The 14,567-nt window shown below is 42.9% G+C and carries 13 protein-coding genes; 8 read left to right on the plus strand and 5 right to left on the minus strand.

All coding sequences use genetic code 11. The annotated features are described in order from the left end of the window. Positions 1 to 3: 3 nt before the first annotated feature. Both L4D09_RS25210 and L4D09_RS25215 read left to right on the plus strand, forming a co-directional pair. Positions 4 to 1,212: an RHS repeat-associated core domain-containing protein gene (locus L4D09_RS25210; protein WP_428460303.1), complete on the plus strand. Its 1,209-nt coding sequence runs from the start codon at positions 4 to 6 to the stop codon at positions 1,210 to 1,212. Positions 1,213 to 1,394: 182 nt separating this feature from the next. Continuing rightward, the gene (locus L4D09_RS25215) at positions 1,395 to 2,402 is read left to right on the plus strand and encodes a hypothetical protein (RefSeq protein WP_428460304.1); all 1,008 of its coding nucleotides are present in this window, start codon (positions 1,395 to 1,397) and stop codon (positions 2,400 to 2,402) included. Positions 2,403 to 2,460: 58 nt separating this feature from the next. Here L4D09_RS25215 and L4D09_RS25220 read toward each other — a convergent pair whose 3' ends face one another. From L4D09_RS25220 to L4D09_RS25230, 3 genes are all read right to left on the minus strand, one after another. Next, positions 2,461 to 2,805, minus strand: a complete 345-nt coding sequence (locus L4D09_RS25220; protein WP_428460305.1) for a hypothetical protein — start codon at positions 2,803 to 2,805, stop codon at positions 2,461 to 2,463. A gap of 9 nt (positions 2,806 to 2,814) precedes the next feature. Further along, positions 2,815 to 4,128 carry a sulfite oxidase gene (locus tag L4D09_RS25225; RefSeq protein WP_428460306.1) on the minus strand — a complete coding sequence of 438 codons (1,314 nt, stop codon included), beginning with the start codon at positions 4,126 to 4,128 and terminating at the stop codon, positions 2,815 to 2,817. 253 nt (positions 4,129 to 4,381) lie between these two features. Beyond that, complete coding sequence (locus L4D09_RS25230; protein ID WP_428460307.1) at positions 4,382 to 5,182, minus strand: Cof-type HAD-IIB family hydrolase; 801 nt, start codon at positions 5,180 to 5,182, stop codon at positions 4,382 to 4,384. 492 nt (positions 5,183 to 5,674) lie between these two features. Between L4D09_RS25230 and L4D09_RS25235 the strand changes: the two genes are divergently transcribed. Then, positions 5,675 to 6,097 carry a hypothetical protein gene (locus L4D09_RS25235; protein ID WP_428460308.1) on the plus strand — a complete coding sequence of 141 codons (423 nt, stop codon included), beginning with the start codon at positions 5,675 to 5,677 and terminating at the stop codon, positions 6,095 to 6,097. Between the two features lie 56 nt (positions 6,098 to 6,153). After that, positions 6,154 to 6,615 carry a hypothetical protein gene (locus L4D09_RS25240; RefSeq protein ID WP_428460309.1) on the plus strand — a complete coding sequence of 154 codons (462 nt, stop codon included), beginning with the start codon at positions 6,154 to 6,156 and terminating at the stop codon, positions 6,613 to 6,615. A 165-nt stretch (positions 6,616 to 6,780) separates the two neighbouring features. Here L4D09_RS25240 and L4D09_RS25245 read toward each other — a convergent pair whose 3' ends face one another. Further along, the gene (locus L4D09_RS25245) at positions 6,781 to 7,701 is read right to left on the minus strand and encodes a LysR substrate-binding domain-containing protein (RefSeq protein WP_428460310.1); all 921 of its coding nucleotides are present in this window, start codon (positions 7,699 to 7,701) and stop codon (positions 6,781 to 6,783) included. A 111-nt stretch (positions 7,702 to 7,812) separates the two neighbouring features. Between L4D09_RS25245 and L4D09_RS25250 the strand changes: the two genes are divergently transcribed. Further along, positions 7,813 to 9,816, plus strand: a complete 2,004-nt coding sequence (locus L4D09_RS25250) for a CocE/NonD family hydrolase (RefSeq protein ID WP_428460311.1) — start codon at positions 7,813 to 7,815, stop codon at positions 9,814 to 9,816. A 21-nt stretch (positions 9,817 to 9,837) separates the two neighbouring features. Continuing rightward, positions 9,838 to 11,430, plus strand: a complete 1,593-nt coding sequence (locus L4D09_RS25255) for a BCCT family transporter (protein ID WP_428460312.1) — start codon at positions 9,838 to 9,840, stop codon at positions 11,428 to 11,430. A 96-nt stretch (positions 11,431 to 11,526) separates the two neighbouring features. On the opposite strand, the gene L4D09_RS25260 is transcribed toward L4D09_RS25255, so the two are convergent. Beyond that, on the minus strand, positions 11,527 to 12,294 hold the full coding sequence (locus L4D09_RS25260; RefSeq protein ID WP_428460313.1) for an SDR family oxidoreductase: 768 nt from the start codon (positions 12,292 to 12,294) through the stop codon (positions 11,527 to 11,529). A gap of 180 nt (positions 12,295 to 12,474) precedes the next feature. On the opposite strand from L4D09_RS25260, the gene L4D09_RS25265 reads away from it, so the two are divergent. Beyond that, a complete protein-coding gene (locus L4D09_RS25265; protein ID WP_428460314.1) occupies positions 12,475 to 13,014 on the plus strand; it encodes a PadR family transcriptional regulator in 540 nt (179 codons plus the stop codon). A 321-nt stretch (positions 13,015 to 13,335) separates the two neighbouring features. Next, positions 13,336 to 14,448, plus strand: a complete 1,113-nt coding sequence (locus L4D09_RS25270) for an NADH:flavin oxidoreductase (RefSeq protein WP_428460315.1) — start codon at positions 13,336 to 13,338, stop codon at positions 14,446 to 14,448. Positions 14,449 to 14,567: the final 119 nt, after the last annotated feature.

The following is a 14,567-nucleotide window of genomic DNA, read 5'->3' on the forward strand; positions in this document are numbered from 1 at the left end:
AAAATGGACAATCTAAGCAGACGACAATTTATAAAATCGAGCAGCATGACTCTTGGTTTAAGTGCAGCGGCGACATCATTGCCAATCAATGCAATGATGTTTGATGATACTGTCGATTTAATCATTGATTTAACTCAATATGGATTCCACGGTCATCGTTTTGAGAGCACAGTTGGCGTCTATCATACGGGATTAGGTTACCGACTTTATGATCCAACTCAGCGGCGTTTTATGCAATACGACCATGAGATGGCACCATTTGAGAAAGGCGGTATCAATGGGTATACGTATGTATTAAACGATCCTGTAAACCAAGTGGACCCTGATGGTCGGTTTAACATAGGTGCATTTTTTAAAGCTCTAGTCTCTGTTGTGATTGGTATTGCCGTTGCGGTTGCTGCAGTCGTTACCGGAGGGGCTGCACTGGTCGTTGGCTTGGGAGTAGTTGCAGGTGTTGCTGGCGCAGTATCTGGAGCACTCGATATGGCATCAGCCTCTCTAGACGCAGATCATCCAGCTCAGAAAGGTTTGTCAATTGCGTCTGCTACGACGGGTCTTATCTCAGCAATTGCGAGTGGCGGTAAAGGTGCCGTATCTGCATTGGGTAATGGCTTTAAAACCGTGGGTAAAGCAGCTGGCGCCGCCACGAAGTTTACCAAAGTAACAGGGTTTGCCAGCAAAAACCTAGGCAAACAACTTTCGCATGCAAGTACATACAAGTTAACGGGGCTTACAGCCGATGTATACGGCGCTATTGGTTCAACAGTCGACCTCGCGGGTACGATAAAAGATGACAGTAAATTAAAACTGGCGGCAACAATTATTAAATTCACCTCCGGAATGGCAAAAGGAGGAATAAAAACGAAAGAGAACCTTAAAAAAACCACACCGATGTTTGGTAAGGGGCATTATTATATTGACCCTAAAAAACGTGTCGATGTCAGGGTTGATTGGTCGAAAAGAAGTTTTAGTTTAAGCAAAGACCCCAAATCAATTGCAGACAAAGCGACTGATATCAAAAAGGATGGGGCGGATATGCCCAAAAGCACTGCTGGTTTGATTAATGCTACCGCTAAGTTGTCTTTAATTAGTCCTGAGAGTTTGAAGAGCGATGCGAATAATACAATGCAGCGCCTAATGGACTACGCACGAAATACACAAGTTGGCACGAGTGCACAGTGGGGTGGTGAAAATATAGTGGGTGCGGCTTAATTTAGACCTGAAATATCGTCACGCTATTAAATAAGAAACGTATTAGTCAGATTCAGATAGGGAAATATGAAATGACCAAAAATATAGCTGTTCCAGTTATCATATGTTCTATGTTTAGTTCGGTAGTGCTAGCAAACGATCCACCTTTACCTCCAGGAAATGAGATTATTGATTTGCGGATTATGCGCAACTCGGGTGATGACAGAATATACGCGAATGGAAGAATGCAGGCGGAAGTCTTTGTCCTGTATGAATTGGGCGATGGTGAGGAGGTGTCATCAATAACGTTTAAAAGAAATTACACAAACAATAATATAGAGGACTACGACTGGCGAGTATCTAGTCAGTCTAATGGTTACCCTCACTTTATTAGCCCTAATGCTTACAGTACCTCTGCGGTCTCTGTTAGTAATGGCCTTGAGTCGGCGTTTTTCTATATTTCCACGGAGAAATCCCAGAATATGGATGTTTGTGTTGAGTTAACAACCAAGTCAGGTGCAGTGCAAGATACATGTTGGGGGGAGAATGCCAATGGCGTCGTCCCGATTAGCGCTGTGTTACCACCAGCATTGAACTTCAATGAATTGTCCATTGAAGAGAGTAATAGCCTCCAAAATAATGGCGCGAGTATTAAAAATTACAACCTAACTTATACTGGCAGTAGTGAAGAGATATCAAAGTTAGATTGGTCTGTAAGTCGAGGTACAGAGCACTCAGCCATACTTTTAAAAAACAATGACAAAATTGTTTCTACGAATGTAGCAGCAAGATTAACTCGTTCTCCAGCGTCGTATAACTCAACCAATGTTGCGATTATAGATAGAGATACCACCACGATTAAATACACAAACCAAAACAACCAGATAAATAGCTTTGGAAGTTTTGATTTAAAGAGTGAGGATGATACCTTCCTTTCGGTTTTGGAACTGAAATACAGCTACGGCTTTCTATATACTGACCGATTATGTGTTGGTCCATTTAACCCATCATCGGCAAACCCGATACCATATCGATACTATACATGCCCAAATATATCGAATGTGGCGAGAGAAACGTCAGTTTCACCACACCTCTCAAATCTGTCTTCCTTCTACCTGTTAGGCTTGGATGTATATGGCAATGCACAGGCTACACTTTCCGTCAATTTTAATAGTAGCGGTAATATTGAGCTTGAATGGGTTAAGCCCTAAATAGACATTTTTGATACGAAGTAGAAGGCATCACGTAATGTAATGCCTTCTATTTTATTTATTTGCTGCCTACTGGAAGTAATGCTGCGGGGAGGTTGGCGCGTCGGCCGACCGTTGTTGGGCCATAATTCTTCTCTAAATAATCCAAAATAGGCTTCTCATTAACAGAAAGTGGCCATAGCCCTTGAGTTTCTTGCATCCACCGAATACTCGCCAACCAACTATCCCGTGATAACTTATTCTGAGTGATAATTTTCGCCGAATGGCACACCGTGCAATTCGCTTTAACCAATTCGTAGCCCGTATCAATGATAAGTTCTGTTTGCTCATCACGCTCCTTTTGATCAGAGGCGTAACTCGGTGGAATAACGAAAAGGCAAGATAATAATATCCATTTATACATAAAATCCCTCTACACAACTTGAACCGCAATTCGGTGGCAGGCGTTATTTAAGTATCCTTTGGGATTCCAGCCGGGAAGTATCATGGGTTGCGATATATCATCGCTGTCTGTTGCTTTTGACCACACTTCATAATAGCCTTTTTTAGGAAATGTCAGCTCAGCCTCCCAGTGTTGCCACGCATTTTTATTGACTGGCTTTGTTATTTCAACTTCTTGCCATGTTTGTCCGAAATCAATGGAAACATGCATAACTTTGACGCTCTTATCACCAGCCCAAGCATGGCCTTTTGCAATAAATTTATCCTTCATATTATGGCGCTCGCCGGATTTGGGGTAGGTAACCAACGATTTCACAGGCATCTGTTCTATGATACACATGTTTTCCTTGTCTACTTTTTCGCCAGGTGCCACGGGTGAGCAGGGAACTCGGTAGGCAGGCGCACCCATTTTGGTGCCATCATGCACTTTATTGCGAATGGAAATACCTGTTAGCCACTTTCCTGATGTCGATGCTGGCCACCCGCCAAAGACCAAGCGTAAAGGGGCGCCGTTTAACATTGGAATTGCTTCGCCATTCATTTCCCAAGCAATGAGAGCTTCATCCTCCAGCGCTTTATTTATTGGTACACCACGGGATATTGGTGTTTTGGCTGGGTCTCTAGTTAGGTGGGAATCCGCAGCATGATAGCCAATATAAACTGCGTCATCTTTTATACCACAATCTTCTAGTACATCTCGCAACCTTACACCTGTCCACTGAGGCGATCCAACAGCGCCAGTGGTCCATTGATTCCCTTTTGCTGGTGGATTAAATTCGGCGCGACCATTACCGCCACATTCAATGGTTAATTGATAAGTATGATGCTCGAATTTATCTTTCAGTTCTTGAATCGTGAACGTTTTACTCTGTTTAGCTGACTCTCCATCTATAGTCAGCGTCCAACTTTTCGGGTCAACAGTTTCAGGGGGAAGTCCATTATTACGAACAAACAACTTATCAGCGGGAGTGATCCAGTCATTGAGCAAATGAGCGGGAACTTCTGCATTTATAGGGCGGTCATTGAGAACAATTAAACCGGAGTGCTTTCCCGTTAATGCAAATTGTTCGGTTGTTTCGGCAAAAGCTGCTGGGATCATCCCTGCAGGCATAAATCGTCCGAAAACAACTTCAGCCCCTAAAATGGCACTCATTGTGCCAAGCCCAGTAAGAAATCCCCTCCGTGAAATGGGATCAGATGTTCTTCCAAAAACCTTTTTATCTGCGTTTATTGGGTTTTCACGATAGAGCTCATGAATGCCTTTGTGGTTATTTTTATTTGTCATTTTTAATCCTTTTGACTGAATTTACCCACTGCTTTCTTGTTAATGGCTTGTTAATTTTAATTGATGATTATTGTATAGATAACAATGCAGTGTTTGTTTGGGTTGGCAAAATAAGCAACATTTAGGATGTAAAATTGTAACAAAGCGTTAACTGATGTTTTTTGGGAGGGGGATGTTAAAGGGGAAGGGGCACAATGCGTTGCCCCTATTTATTTAAAGATCCTGACAGCTTTCCACTCGAGCTTTATCAGGCTTAATCGAGTAACTCACGTTTAATCACGGTCATTACGCCAGCATCTCGATGACTAGGCGCTGAAAAGCGCGCGGTTTGCTTTACTTTAGGGTGGGCGTTGTCCATTGCGTAAGAGTGATAGCTCGCTTTGAGCATTTCTAGGTCATTAAGGTAATCACCAAAACTCATCGTCTGCTCATAGCTAAATCCAAGCGTATTTTGTAAGTGTTCAATTGCCGCCCCCTTAGAGGCTTTGGCATTCATCACATCGAGCCAAATTTTCGCACTCACTACAACTTGATGGCTTTGACCAAACTCGCGGTCAAAACTTGGGAATACATGTTTTTCTGTGCCATCAAAATGACAAATGGCAATTTTAATAAATTCATCATCGACAGCTAAAAGATCGTCGACATACTGGCAACGATGATAGTATTTAGCGAACTCATTTAGCGCCTTTGGGTCTTGGGTTTCAATATAAGCCGACTTCGTACCACATAAGACGATATTTGCCCCGTCAATTGCGCGCGCCTGCTGAATAATCGCTTCAATAGAGAATTTATCGATTTCACAGCGGTACAATTCTTTGCCTTGGTGCATCACCATGGTGCCATTTTCAGCGATAAACATCATCCGCTCGCTAATCGGTGCGAACGTCTCCATCAAGCTGTAATACTGTCGGCCTGATGCGGCGGCGAAAATGATATCGCGTTGCTCTAATTGTTGATAAACCGAATAAAAATCTTCAGGTAATTGGCTATTTTGATCGAGCAGAGTCCCGTCCATATCGACGGCAATAAATTTGATGTTTTTACTTGGCATAGTTGACCGTATTGTTGGCAAAAGATGTGAATCAAGCATGACAAATTACATCAGTCACCATTCTCTGCAAGTGATTTCCATCAAGTGAAGAGTAAAAAGCGTTGCTTTAAATCAGTTTTGTCCAGCTCCGAGTCAGACCGATTTGTTTTAGTTTATTTATGCCCCGTTGTGAGTTAGAGACGCTATAAGCCGAATTTTATACSCCAGATACTTGATTTATTTTTTTCTTATTTAAGAAGGTGAGCTTGAAAGAAAATAGTTAATTAAATGGGTTAAGGTTAATAATCAATTAGGTGATTCTGTGTGTAGGAGTATATAGGTAAGCTACAAGGTAGTATTGACATACTAGAATCGGTGTTGGAGCAGTTTCTTGAGCAAATGTGCAACAATACTGCTTGAGTTGCATATTATTTCTTCATAAAATGAGAAACTAGCATGTAAGGAATGCATGCCGATAACGATTGCGAGTTCAAAATAAAAGGAGAGTAGATCTTGAGAGTCTATATTGCGATTTTACTATTAGGGATGGTCACAAAGGTAACCGCTAGTGTGCCCGATATAGATGGCACCAAAGAGCTATGCCATAGTTCAGCTAAGTTATTCGAGAAAGGTAAAATGAAAGATCTAGCTGACATTCTGGTGCCGCATTGGCCGATTAATCAGGAAGAAATTAACAAGCTTGTTCACCAAGGAATGTCTCAGTTTGAGCTATTTACATTTAGATCTGGTTCTGCCTTAGGAACTGAGTTTATTGACACCCGAGAAGTTGGTTCAAGCTTTGTGATGCACACTTATGCTATAAAGTTTGAGTACCACGCAATGCGGTATAATTGCATATTCTACAAGCCCAAGGATGAGTGGGTCGTAAATACTATTAATTGGGATGGGAAGTTAGAGCTCCTGTTTAATCAATAGAGTAATGGATATAACACACACATTGTGGCCTGGTGATTTATGTAATTAGGTATTTTATGAGCGAACTATTTGATACATGGCATGTGGTTGTACATGCTCTTATCCCTGTGTGTGTTTTTACAATCTTTCTTACTGCTATATTCAAAGGATGGAAGAGAAGAGAGCAGGTTATGATTCTATTTTTTTGTGTAATGCTCATCAGTTTTTTTTCGTTATTTTWTCTTAAATACATGGTTAGAAATGAAATTTCAGAACAGTTGAACGAATACAGTTTTATTATAAGTTCAACTGTTGACGTTGATGAGAAAAGATTTATCAGTGCATTAAAACAACAGAGATATATTGCTACAAATAGAACCCGGCCAGTAGATAGAAACTTATTGCGCATTGTTATTCATTCCGGAGAGATTGAGTTATGGATAGCACAAGATTCTGAGAATCCAGATGTATATTGGATATATCATCCGAAGTATTTATATAGCCGTAGCAATGAGGTTGGTAAGATTCGGGTTAGATGAACTAGATATCTAATTCAGAATTGTCCATAACCACTTGGGCTGATTACTATTGACCAGACTTTCATATAGATAAGCTAGCAATCTATGCTAGCTTTTCGTGACTTCAAATTTTACGTTTCTGATCACTTTTTCGTCTCACGTAACGCTAATTCACATAAAACCCTATTATAAACGCGTAATGGATGCTGACTGTTCTTGTTTGAGCACCCAGTTTACGAATGTTTGAGCGGCTGGATCTGTACAGTGATCGGCAACCGAGAGAAAATAAGCTTTATCAGTAAAATCAAGCAATTCAGTTAGAGCAACCAACTGGCCGGCTTCCAATAACTCTTCAACATGCCAGTCCCACACGAGGGCAATTCCAGCATCATTGATGGCTGCCTGTATCACGGCAACTTGGTCCGTCATGCAAATCGCATCATGTGGTATACGGTATTCTAGTCCTGATTTTTCAGCCCAAGTTTGCCAACCCTCCCAGAATTCAAGTTCATCTTTTAGCATGACAAGGGGGAAATCAAACACTGTTGATATATCAATATTTCCGCCGTGCTTTTCGAGGAACCCAGGGCTGCATACTAGTAATACCCGTTCATGAAATACCAGATAGTTATTTTGATTTTGCGAGTGTATAGGGGAGTAGAAAAACGCGACATCATAGTTGTCATCGGTTGCTACTTGACGCTCGTTGTTCACATTAATATTAAATAGAACATCAGGATGCTCTTGACGGAATTGATCTAATCGAGGCAATAGCCAAAAGTGCAAAAAACAGGGGCCGACTTCAATATCCAAGGCTGGAACATTAGCGGCCTCATCCATGATCAGAGTTTCTTCAGCAAGTATTGTTAGTGCCTCTGTTACTCGTTCTAAATATCGGCGCCCTTCGTCAGAAAGACGCACACCTTGTGGTGAGCGGATAAACAGCTCTGTACTCAGCAGCGACTCTAGTTGTTTGATCTGTTTACTTACAGCTGTAGGCGTCACGCAAAGCTCATCTGCAGCTTTCGTTAAACTCCCCAACCTCGCAGCCGCTTCAAACATAATTAGGCTATTAGTGGAGGGTATTAACTTGGAGTTTATGGGCATAGTATTACTTGTGTGAACTTAAAGTTAACACCATGGTAACTAAATACTGATTTACTGACAAACTACGCGCTATAACATAGAAGGTTCTTTGCTTATGTAACAAGGATGACAATGAAGATCGTACAAGAGATCCACCACGACTGGCTTACCCTTCCTGATGGCACACGACTCGCTTATCGAGCTTGGATGCCTGCTGATATTGCTGCTAACCCTGTCCCCGCCATATTAGAGTTTCTTCCCTACCGTAAAAATGACGGCACCATCATCCGTGATGAAATCACGATGCCGGAAACTGCCGCACATGGTTATGCCTGTATTCGTGTGGATCTTCGGGGATGTGGCGAATCAGAAGGTCTGTTTGAGGATGAATATTCACAGCAGGAGCTTCAAGACGGTTGCGATGTGATTGATTGGATTGCCAAGCAGGAATGGTGTGACGGTAACGTCGGTATGGTAGGCATATCTTGGGGCGGGTTTAATTCTTTACAGATAGCAGCACTTAAACCCCCGGCATTAAAAGCAATTATTACCCAATGCTCGACTGACGATCGTTTCAGGGATGACATTCACTTTGCTGGTGGTTGTTTGCTGAATGATAATATGGATTGGGCTGCTTTCTTCTGGGCTTATGCATTAGGCCGCTCTCCAGACGCTAAATTGGTTGGCGACGATTGGAAAAATATCTGGCTTGACCGGCTCAATAATATGCCGTTTTTGGCAAAACCTTGGTTGACGGAACAAACACGTTCTGACTACTGGAAGCATGGTTCGGTCTGTGAGGACTACTCAGACATTGAAATACCTGTCTACGCGATGGGTGGTTGGGCAGATGGCTATCGCAACACTGTTTTTTCTCTACTGAGTAATTTGTCTGGTCCAAAGAAGGGTCTCGTCGGGCCATGGGCACATAAATACCCTAATATCGCCTATCCAAACCCAAAGATGGATTATGTCGCTGAATCTGTCAGGTGGTGGGATCGCTGGTTGAAAGGTACGGATAATGGCATAGAGAAAGAACCAGAGCTGCATTATTACCTGCAGGAAAGCGTACTGCCACAAACCGATTATGAACATCGTGCAGGGTCTTGGGTGAGTGAGCCAACATGGCCATCCCTTAACACCAGTTATAAAAAATGGCACCTATCAGATAAAGGGTTGTCCGATACGGCCTCAGACACGGTTTCAGATAGTCAGCCTCTGAGTATCCGTTCCCCACAAACGGTCGGCTTAGACGGAGGTCGCTTCTGTGTTGGTATTCGAATGGATATGGAAAACCCGGCAGATCAACGTATTGATGATGCTGGCTCACTGGTTTTTGATTCCGATACACTAACAGAAGATCTGCCGATAGCAGGGCAGGTAATGGCGCATTTATCCCTATCAAGTGATAAGCCACAGGCCTATGTTATTGTCAGGATCTCTGATGTGCATCCTACTGGCGAGGTTACTCGGATAACTCACGGTCTGTTGAATCTCTCTCACCGTAACAGTCACGAGTTCCCTGAATCGCTTGTTGCTGGTGAAGTTTATGATGTGGATGTCGCGTTAAACCATATGGCTTATGTCGTGCCAAAAGGGCATAAAGTACGGATTGCCGTATCGACTTCTTACTGGCCTCTGATATGGCCGTGTGCTGAAGATGCTACGCTGACGCTACAACCATCGCAATGTTCAGTGAGTCTTCCGTTGAATCTATCACCTGAAACGTCAGAACTTGTCCCTAGTTATGACAAGCCTGTGGCGTTTGATGGTCAAGTAATACGTGAGCCAAGCAGTAAACGTATTGTTCATCGGGACTATAAAACCGGTGTGAGTACCCTTGAAACCGTTGAAGATTTTGGACGTCAGTTTATCACTTCATCGCAGAGCGAAATTGATTTTACCATTGAGCAAGCGTTGTCGATTCACCCGCAAGACCCCTTAAGTGCGAAAAATGACATTCACTTGTGTGTGGATATGGGGCGTGATAGCTGGCGTACTGCGATAGAAGCGCACTATGTCATGACGTGTGATGCACAGCACTTCTACATTAAAGCACAATGGAAAGCCTGTTGTGATGGGGAAGTAATTTTTGAAAAAAGTTTTGATGAAACCATCAAGCGCAACTACATGTAATCGATGTTCAAGGATGAGTAAATGATTAAGAATATTCGACCTTTGGTCTTTTTCCCAACCTTCTTGATATTGATGGCAGCATTAGTATTTAGTTTGGTTGACTTAGCGGGTTTCACCGCGCTCACTGGTGCGATTAACAACAGTATCTTGCAGCATTTCTCCTGGTTATTCAGCCTCGGGAGTTTCTACCTGCTGGTGCTTATCGTGATCACTTATTTCTCTAAGTTGGGTAATATTCGCATTGGGGGGGAGTCTAGTACGCCTCGTATCAATAAAAAACGCTGGTTTATGATAGTTCTCTGCACCACATTAGCGGTGGGTGTACTGTTCTGGACTACTGCGGAGCCGATTTACCACATCTATGGGCCGCCAGAGAGCTTGGGTATCGAGCCTGGCAGCGCAAATGCGACACTGTTTGCAATTTCAGCGATGTTTTTGCACTGGGGGCCGACGCCATACGCTATTTATTGTGTTCCTGCGCTTATTTTTGCGCTCGCATTTTATAATCTTAAGCTTCCGTTTTCGATTTCCAGCTCATTGCGTCCGGTGTTTGGCCGTTACCTGACGCCACAAGTTTGCGATGTGATTGATGCTCTTGCTCTTTACTCCTTGGTGGTGGGGATGGCTTCATCGCTCGGTACCGGTGCGCTGACTTTAGTAGGTGGTGTAAGCCAGTTTGTAGAGATTGAGCGTAATATGTTTACGCTTGGCATATTTATCGCTGTGATCGTGGGTACTTTCATTTTTTCTGCAGCTAGTGGCTTGATCAAAGGTATTGCCCGTATGTCACAGGCGAACTTTTGGATGCTTATTGCGTTGTTTGTCTTTGTACTTTTTGCTGGCCCAACAACTTACATTTTGGCGCTTGGAGTTGAAGGGGTGGGCGAGTTTATCCAATCATTCTTCCGTTTGAGCTTGTTTACCGGTCAGGCAGCCAATGATCCATGGCCTCAGTGGTGGAGCGTATTCTATTGGGCGGTTTGGTTTGCATGGGCGCCTATCACTGCAATGTTCCTCGGCAAGATTGCCCGTGGTTACACGGTGAAAGAGTTCATTCAGGTTAACTTGATCTATCCAAGCTTGTTCATCATGGTTTGGGTATCGGTATTTTCCAGTACTGCCATCTATATGGATGCGCAAAGTAATGGTGGGTTATATACCGTTCTTAATGAACAGGGTATAGAACAGCTTCTATATCATATTATGGGGCAACTGCCTTTCAGCGGACTAACTTCATTCTTTTTGATCCTGATTGCGTTCATTTCATATGTAACTGCAGCGGATTCTAGTACTGATGCCATCGGTGATTTATGTACAAAAGATTTCGATTCTGAGTCTGATGAAGGAACGTCACTCCCGATCAAAATACTTTGGGGGGGAGTCATTGGCTTGGTTGCTTGGATCATGGTGAGTACGGTTGGTATCAATGGGGTGAAGCAACTGTCGAACCTCGGGGGACTTCCTGCAACAGTAATTATTCTAGCTTGTAGCCTGACATTAATTCGCTGGTTGAGAAAGCCTGAACTGTTGACTTCCGACGCTCACCAAAATGAGATGGCTCAGTCACTTGATGACAATAATGCTGGTGGAGAACCGATGTACGAGAAGCTATAACCATAAGAGCACATCGCCCATATAGGGCGATGTGCTCGAAATATTTAATAGTGATTGTTTAAAAGTGGCTAATTCAGCAATGTATATCGATGATGTTTAAACAGAAAAATGAGTGTTAAAGGTGAAAGGCATCTGTGCTTCTAAGTCACCAACTGTTTTATTCTCAATCAGACTTGTCAGGTAAGCGGCGAGATCTTCTGCCTGTAGTGAGTAACCTTTACCAAGCTTGTAATTACTGCCATCCACTTTGTAGTCCATACCAACGTTTTGTGAGTTGCCCAGCCTTCCTTTTACTCCTGGACGAATACCGCCACAGCGTAGCACTGTCCATTTCTTATATTCACCATCAAGGATTAAATTTGTCTCTAAGTAGTTGTCCTTCAGCGCTGGATAGATTGCCTTTAACAGCTTGGATAAGATTCTATGATGGGGGCGTATATGGGCGTCATATTGGCCAAAGTACTCTGGGCCAATAAACGTAAATACATGAGGTTTGATATCAGCTTGGTTGGCATGCTCAATCAAACGGCGAGTGAGAGATAAAACAGGGGTTCCCCATTGTCTATTCACTTTCGATAATGGCACCCATGAAATTTTAGGTGAGGCGCAGTTGAACACCATTGAGCAGTTCGAAAAAGCGTCATTTAGCGCAGTATTTGGCACAGCTGAAAACAGGTCTGTTACGAAAATAGAAAGGGTAGGCTGGTCAGCACTGATCCCTCTCTCTTTTAGCATATTTAGCAATTTAGTCTTGTCACGCACTACGGCACGAACCGTTAAGTTTTTAGAGAGCAGGCTAGCGGTTAGTTCAATTCCGATTCGGCCTGTGGCGCCTAATACGCAGAATACTTGGTTGTCTTTCATCAATGAGTCCTACAAAAAAGAATTACATATCAGCCAGATGATATATATAAATTTGACTATCCCCCTTGAGACTGTAGGCACTTCCTAATGCGTCAATTAACTCTCTTTTAGCAATAAGAGCTGTTTACTACGTGCATCTGCTGACTTGACTTTATATTATGAAGCGATAATATTCCATATATGGACTATAAGATCAACAACTCAGAATTTGCACTGCTCTCTTTGATAGAAGAGCTAGGCAACTGCAATGGCTACCAACTTCGACAGATCGTTGAAGAGCGAGGCTATGGTGCGTGGAGTGGCGTTAGCTCCTCTTCAATTTACGTCACACTAAAGAAGCTTGAAAAGAGACGTTTTGTGCTATCCCAGCCTGATACTCAAAAGCAGAGCAAGGGGCCAACCGGAAGAATTTACAATGTGACAGATGGTGGAAAGCAAGCCTTAGAACTCGCCACAATAGAAGCGCTAACATATGCCAGAGAGACTGACCCAAGATATAACCTTGCCCTATGCGGTATCGACCTGTTACCTGTATCTAAGGTACTTGAATGCTTTGAAGAGAGGCAAAAATCACTACAAAGCATACTAGACATGTTAGAAGATATGGCTCAAATGGCGATGCCACTAAGCGCTAAGCTACTTTATGGGCGTATTATTGAAGGACTAAAAGCGGAGATAAATTGGATGAAAGACGCAGTCGAAAAGATATCGTCACAGTAAATTCGTAGATAACTAGTAACTAGTAACTAGTAAATGAGGTCTTCTAGACATTCGTTTAAGTATTTAAATAAAAATAATAGGACGGCTTAGAATAGTTTTTAAGCTTTGTTGTTTATCAATGTTAGTTAGGTAAAGCCTTCGATGATTTGTATGACCTAACCTTAATCTAGATTAAGTTTTGTCGTCGATTTTCTCGGTAGAATCCCGCTCCGCTCACTGGATCAGAGCAGTAAATAGAAAAGGAACAGCCATGCTAACGGTGTGGCTGTTCTTTTTTGTATTTATCGTTGAGCAGGCAATACAAATTTAAGAGGATTAGACTTGAGTACTTTGTTTACTGAAACCCGCATTGGCAACTTAGCACTGAAAAACCGCTTTATGCGAAGCGCGACGTGGGAAAATATGGCAACAGAAGACGGCCATATGACGGATAAGCTGTATGCCATCTATGAAGAGCTTGCGAAAGGCGAGGTGGGTCTAATCGTTACCGGTTACGCAAATATTGTCGAAGAAGAAAAGCCCAATGCCGGCATGATGGGCATGTATAACGATTCATTTATCGATGAGTATAAAAAGCTGACCGATCTTGTACATCGCCATGGCTCTAAAATTGCCATGCAGCTTGCCTATGGTGGTACAAAAACCACTTATAATGTTGGTGAGCGAGTGATCTTTGCACCAAGTGATGTGTGTGAAAGAGGCACGCAGACACAAGGTAAAGCGATGACCAAAGATAATATCGACTACATTGTTGATGCATTTGCTCAAGCGGGTCTCAGGGCATTAGAGTCAGGCTTCGATGGTATTGAGATCCACGCAGCCCATACTTATCTAATTAACCAGTTTTTAAGCCCATACTATAATCGTCGTGAAGATGAATATGGTGGTAGCTTAGAGAACCGAATGCGCTTCCTGTTGGAGATCTTTGCCGAAACCAGAAAGCTGGTGGGCGACGACTTCCCGATCATGGTTAAGCTTACAGCAACTGAGTTCTTCAAAGGCGGTTTAACCTTTGATGAAACGCGCCTTGTGTGTAAAAAGCTAGAACAAGTGGGTGTAGATGCCATTATTATTTCGGGTAATATCCATGGCAAGGCAAACACCATGGTGGGTGAGTCCCATGATGGTTATACCATCCAAGAAGAGGGATATTTCCACGAATATGGCAATGTTATTAGCCAAGAAGTGGATGTACCGATTATCACGGTTGGTGGGTTAACCGATATTGCTGCGATTGAAGACATCGCCAATAACACCAACATCCAATACTTTGCGCTTTCAAGGCCGTTGTTGTCTGAGCCGCATCTGGTAAAGCGCTGGAAGGAAGACGACAGAGCGCCTGTAGAGTGCGAAAGGTGCTCGAAATGTCGCACCAAGCGCGGAAATTTCTGCGTGGTGAACAAAGACAGAAAGGCGCAACTTGCTAACCTGTAATCTTGCCAACTTGTTATAGAGGTAGGCCGTTGAGCCTAACCGCTTAACGCTCCCCCTCATTGAGCCAGCAGTTGTTTGCTGGCTTTTTTGTACATACCGCAACAGTGATTACATAAAGT

It is taken from the genome of Photobacterium makurazakiensis, from assembly GCF_050336715.1.
In the GTDB taxonomy this organism is placed as follows: domain Bacteria; phylum Pseudomonadota; class Gammaproteobacteria; order Enterobacterales; family Vibrionaceae; genus Photobacterium; species Photobacterium makurazakiensis.

Coding starts and splice junctions, on each gene's coding strand:
- L4D09_RS25260 (WP_428460313.1), bottom strand. CDS start 12,294: ATGAAAGACAACCAAGTATTCTGCGTATTAGGCGCCACAGGCCGAATC.
- L4D09_RS25230 (WP_428460307.1), bottom strand. CDS start 5,182: ATGCCAAGTAAAAACATCAAATTTATTGCCGTCGATATGGACGGGACT.
- L4D09_RS25220 (WP_428460305.1), bottom strand. CDS start 2,805: ATGTATAAATGGATATTATTATCTTGCCTTTTCGTTATTCCACCGAGT.
- L4D09_RS25255 (WP_428460312.1), top strand. CDS start 9,838: ATGATTAAGAATATTCGACCTTTGGTCTTTTTCCCAACCTTCTTGATA.
- L4D09_RS25250 (WP_428460311.1), top strand. CDS start 7,813: ATGAAGATCGTACAAGAGATCCACCACGACTGGCTTACCCTTCCTGAT.
- L4D09_RS25210 (WP_428460303.1), top strand. CDS start 4: ATGGACAATCTAAGCAGACGACAATTTATAAAATCGAGCAGCATGACT.
- L4D09_RS25225 (WP_428460306.1), bottom strand. CDS start 4,128: ATGACAAATAAAAATAACCACAAAGGCATTCATGAGCTCTATCGTGAA.
- L4D09_RS25245 (WP_428460310.1), bottom strand. CDS start 7,701: ATGCCCATAAACTCCAAGTTAATACCCTCCACTAATAGCCTAATTATG.
- L4D09_RS25265 (WP_428460314.1), top strand. CDS start 12,475: ATGGACTATAAGATCAACAACTCAGAATTTGCACTGCTCTCTTTGATA.
- L4D09_RS25215 (WP_428460304.1), top strand. CDS start 1,395: ATGCGCAACTCGGGTGATGACAGAATATACGCGAATGGAAGAATGCAG.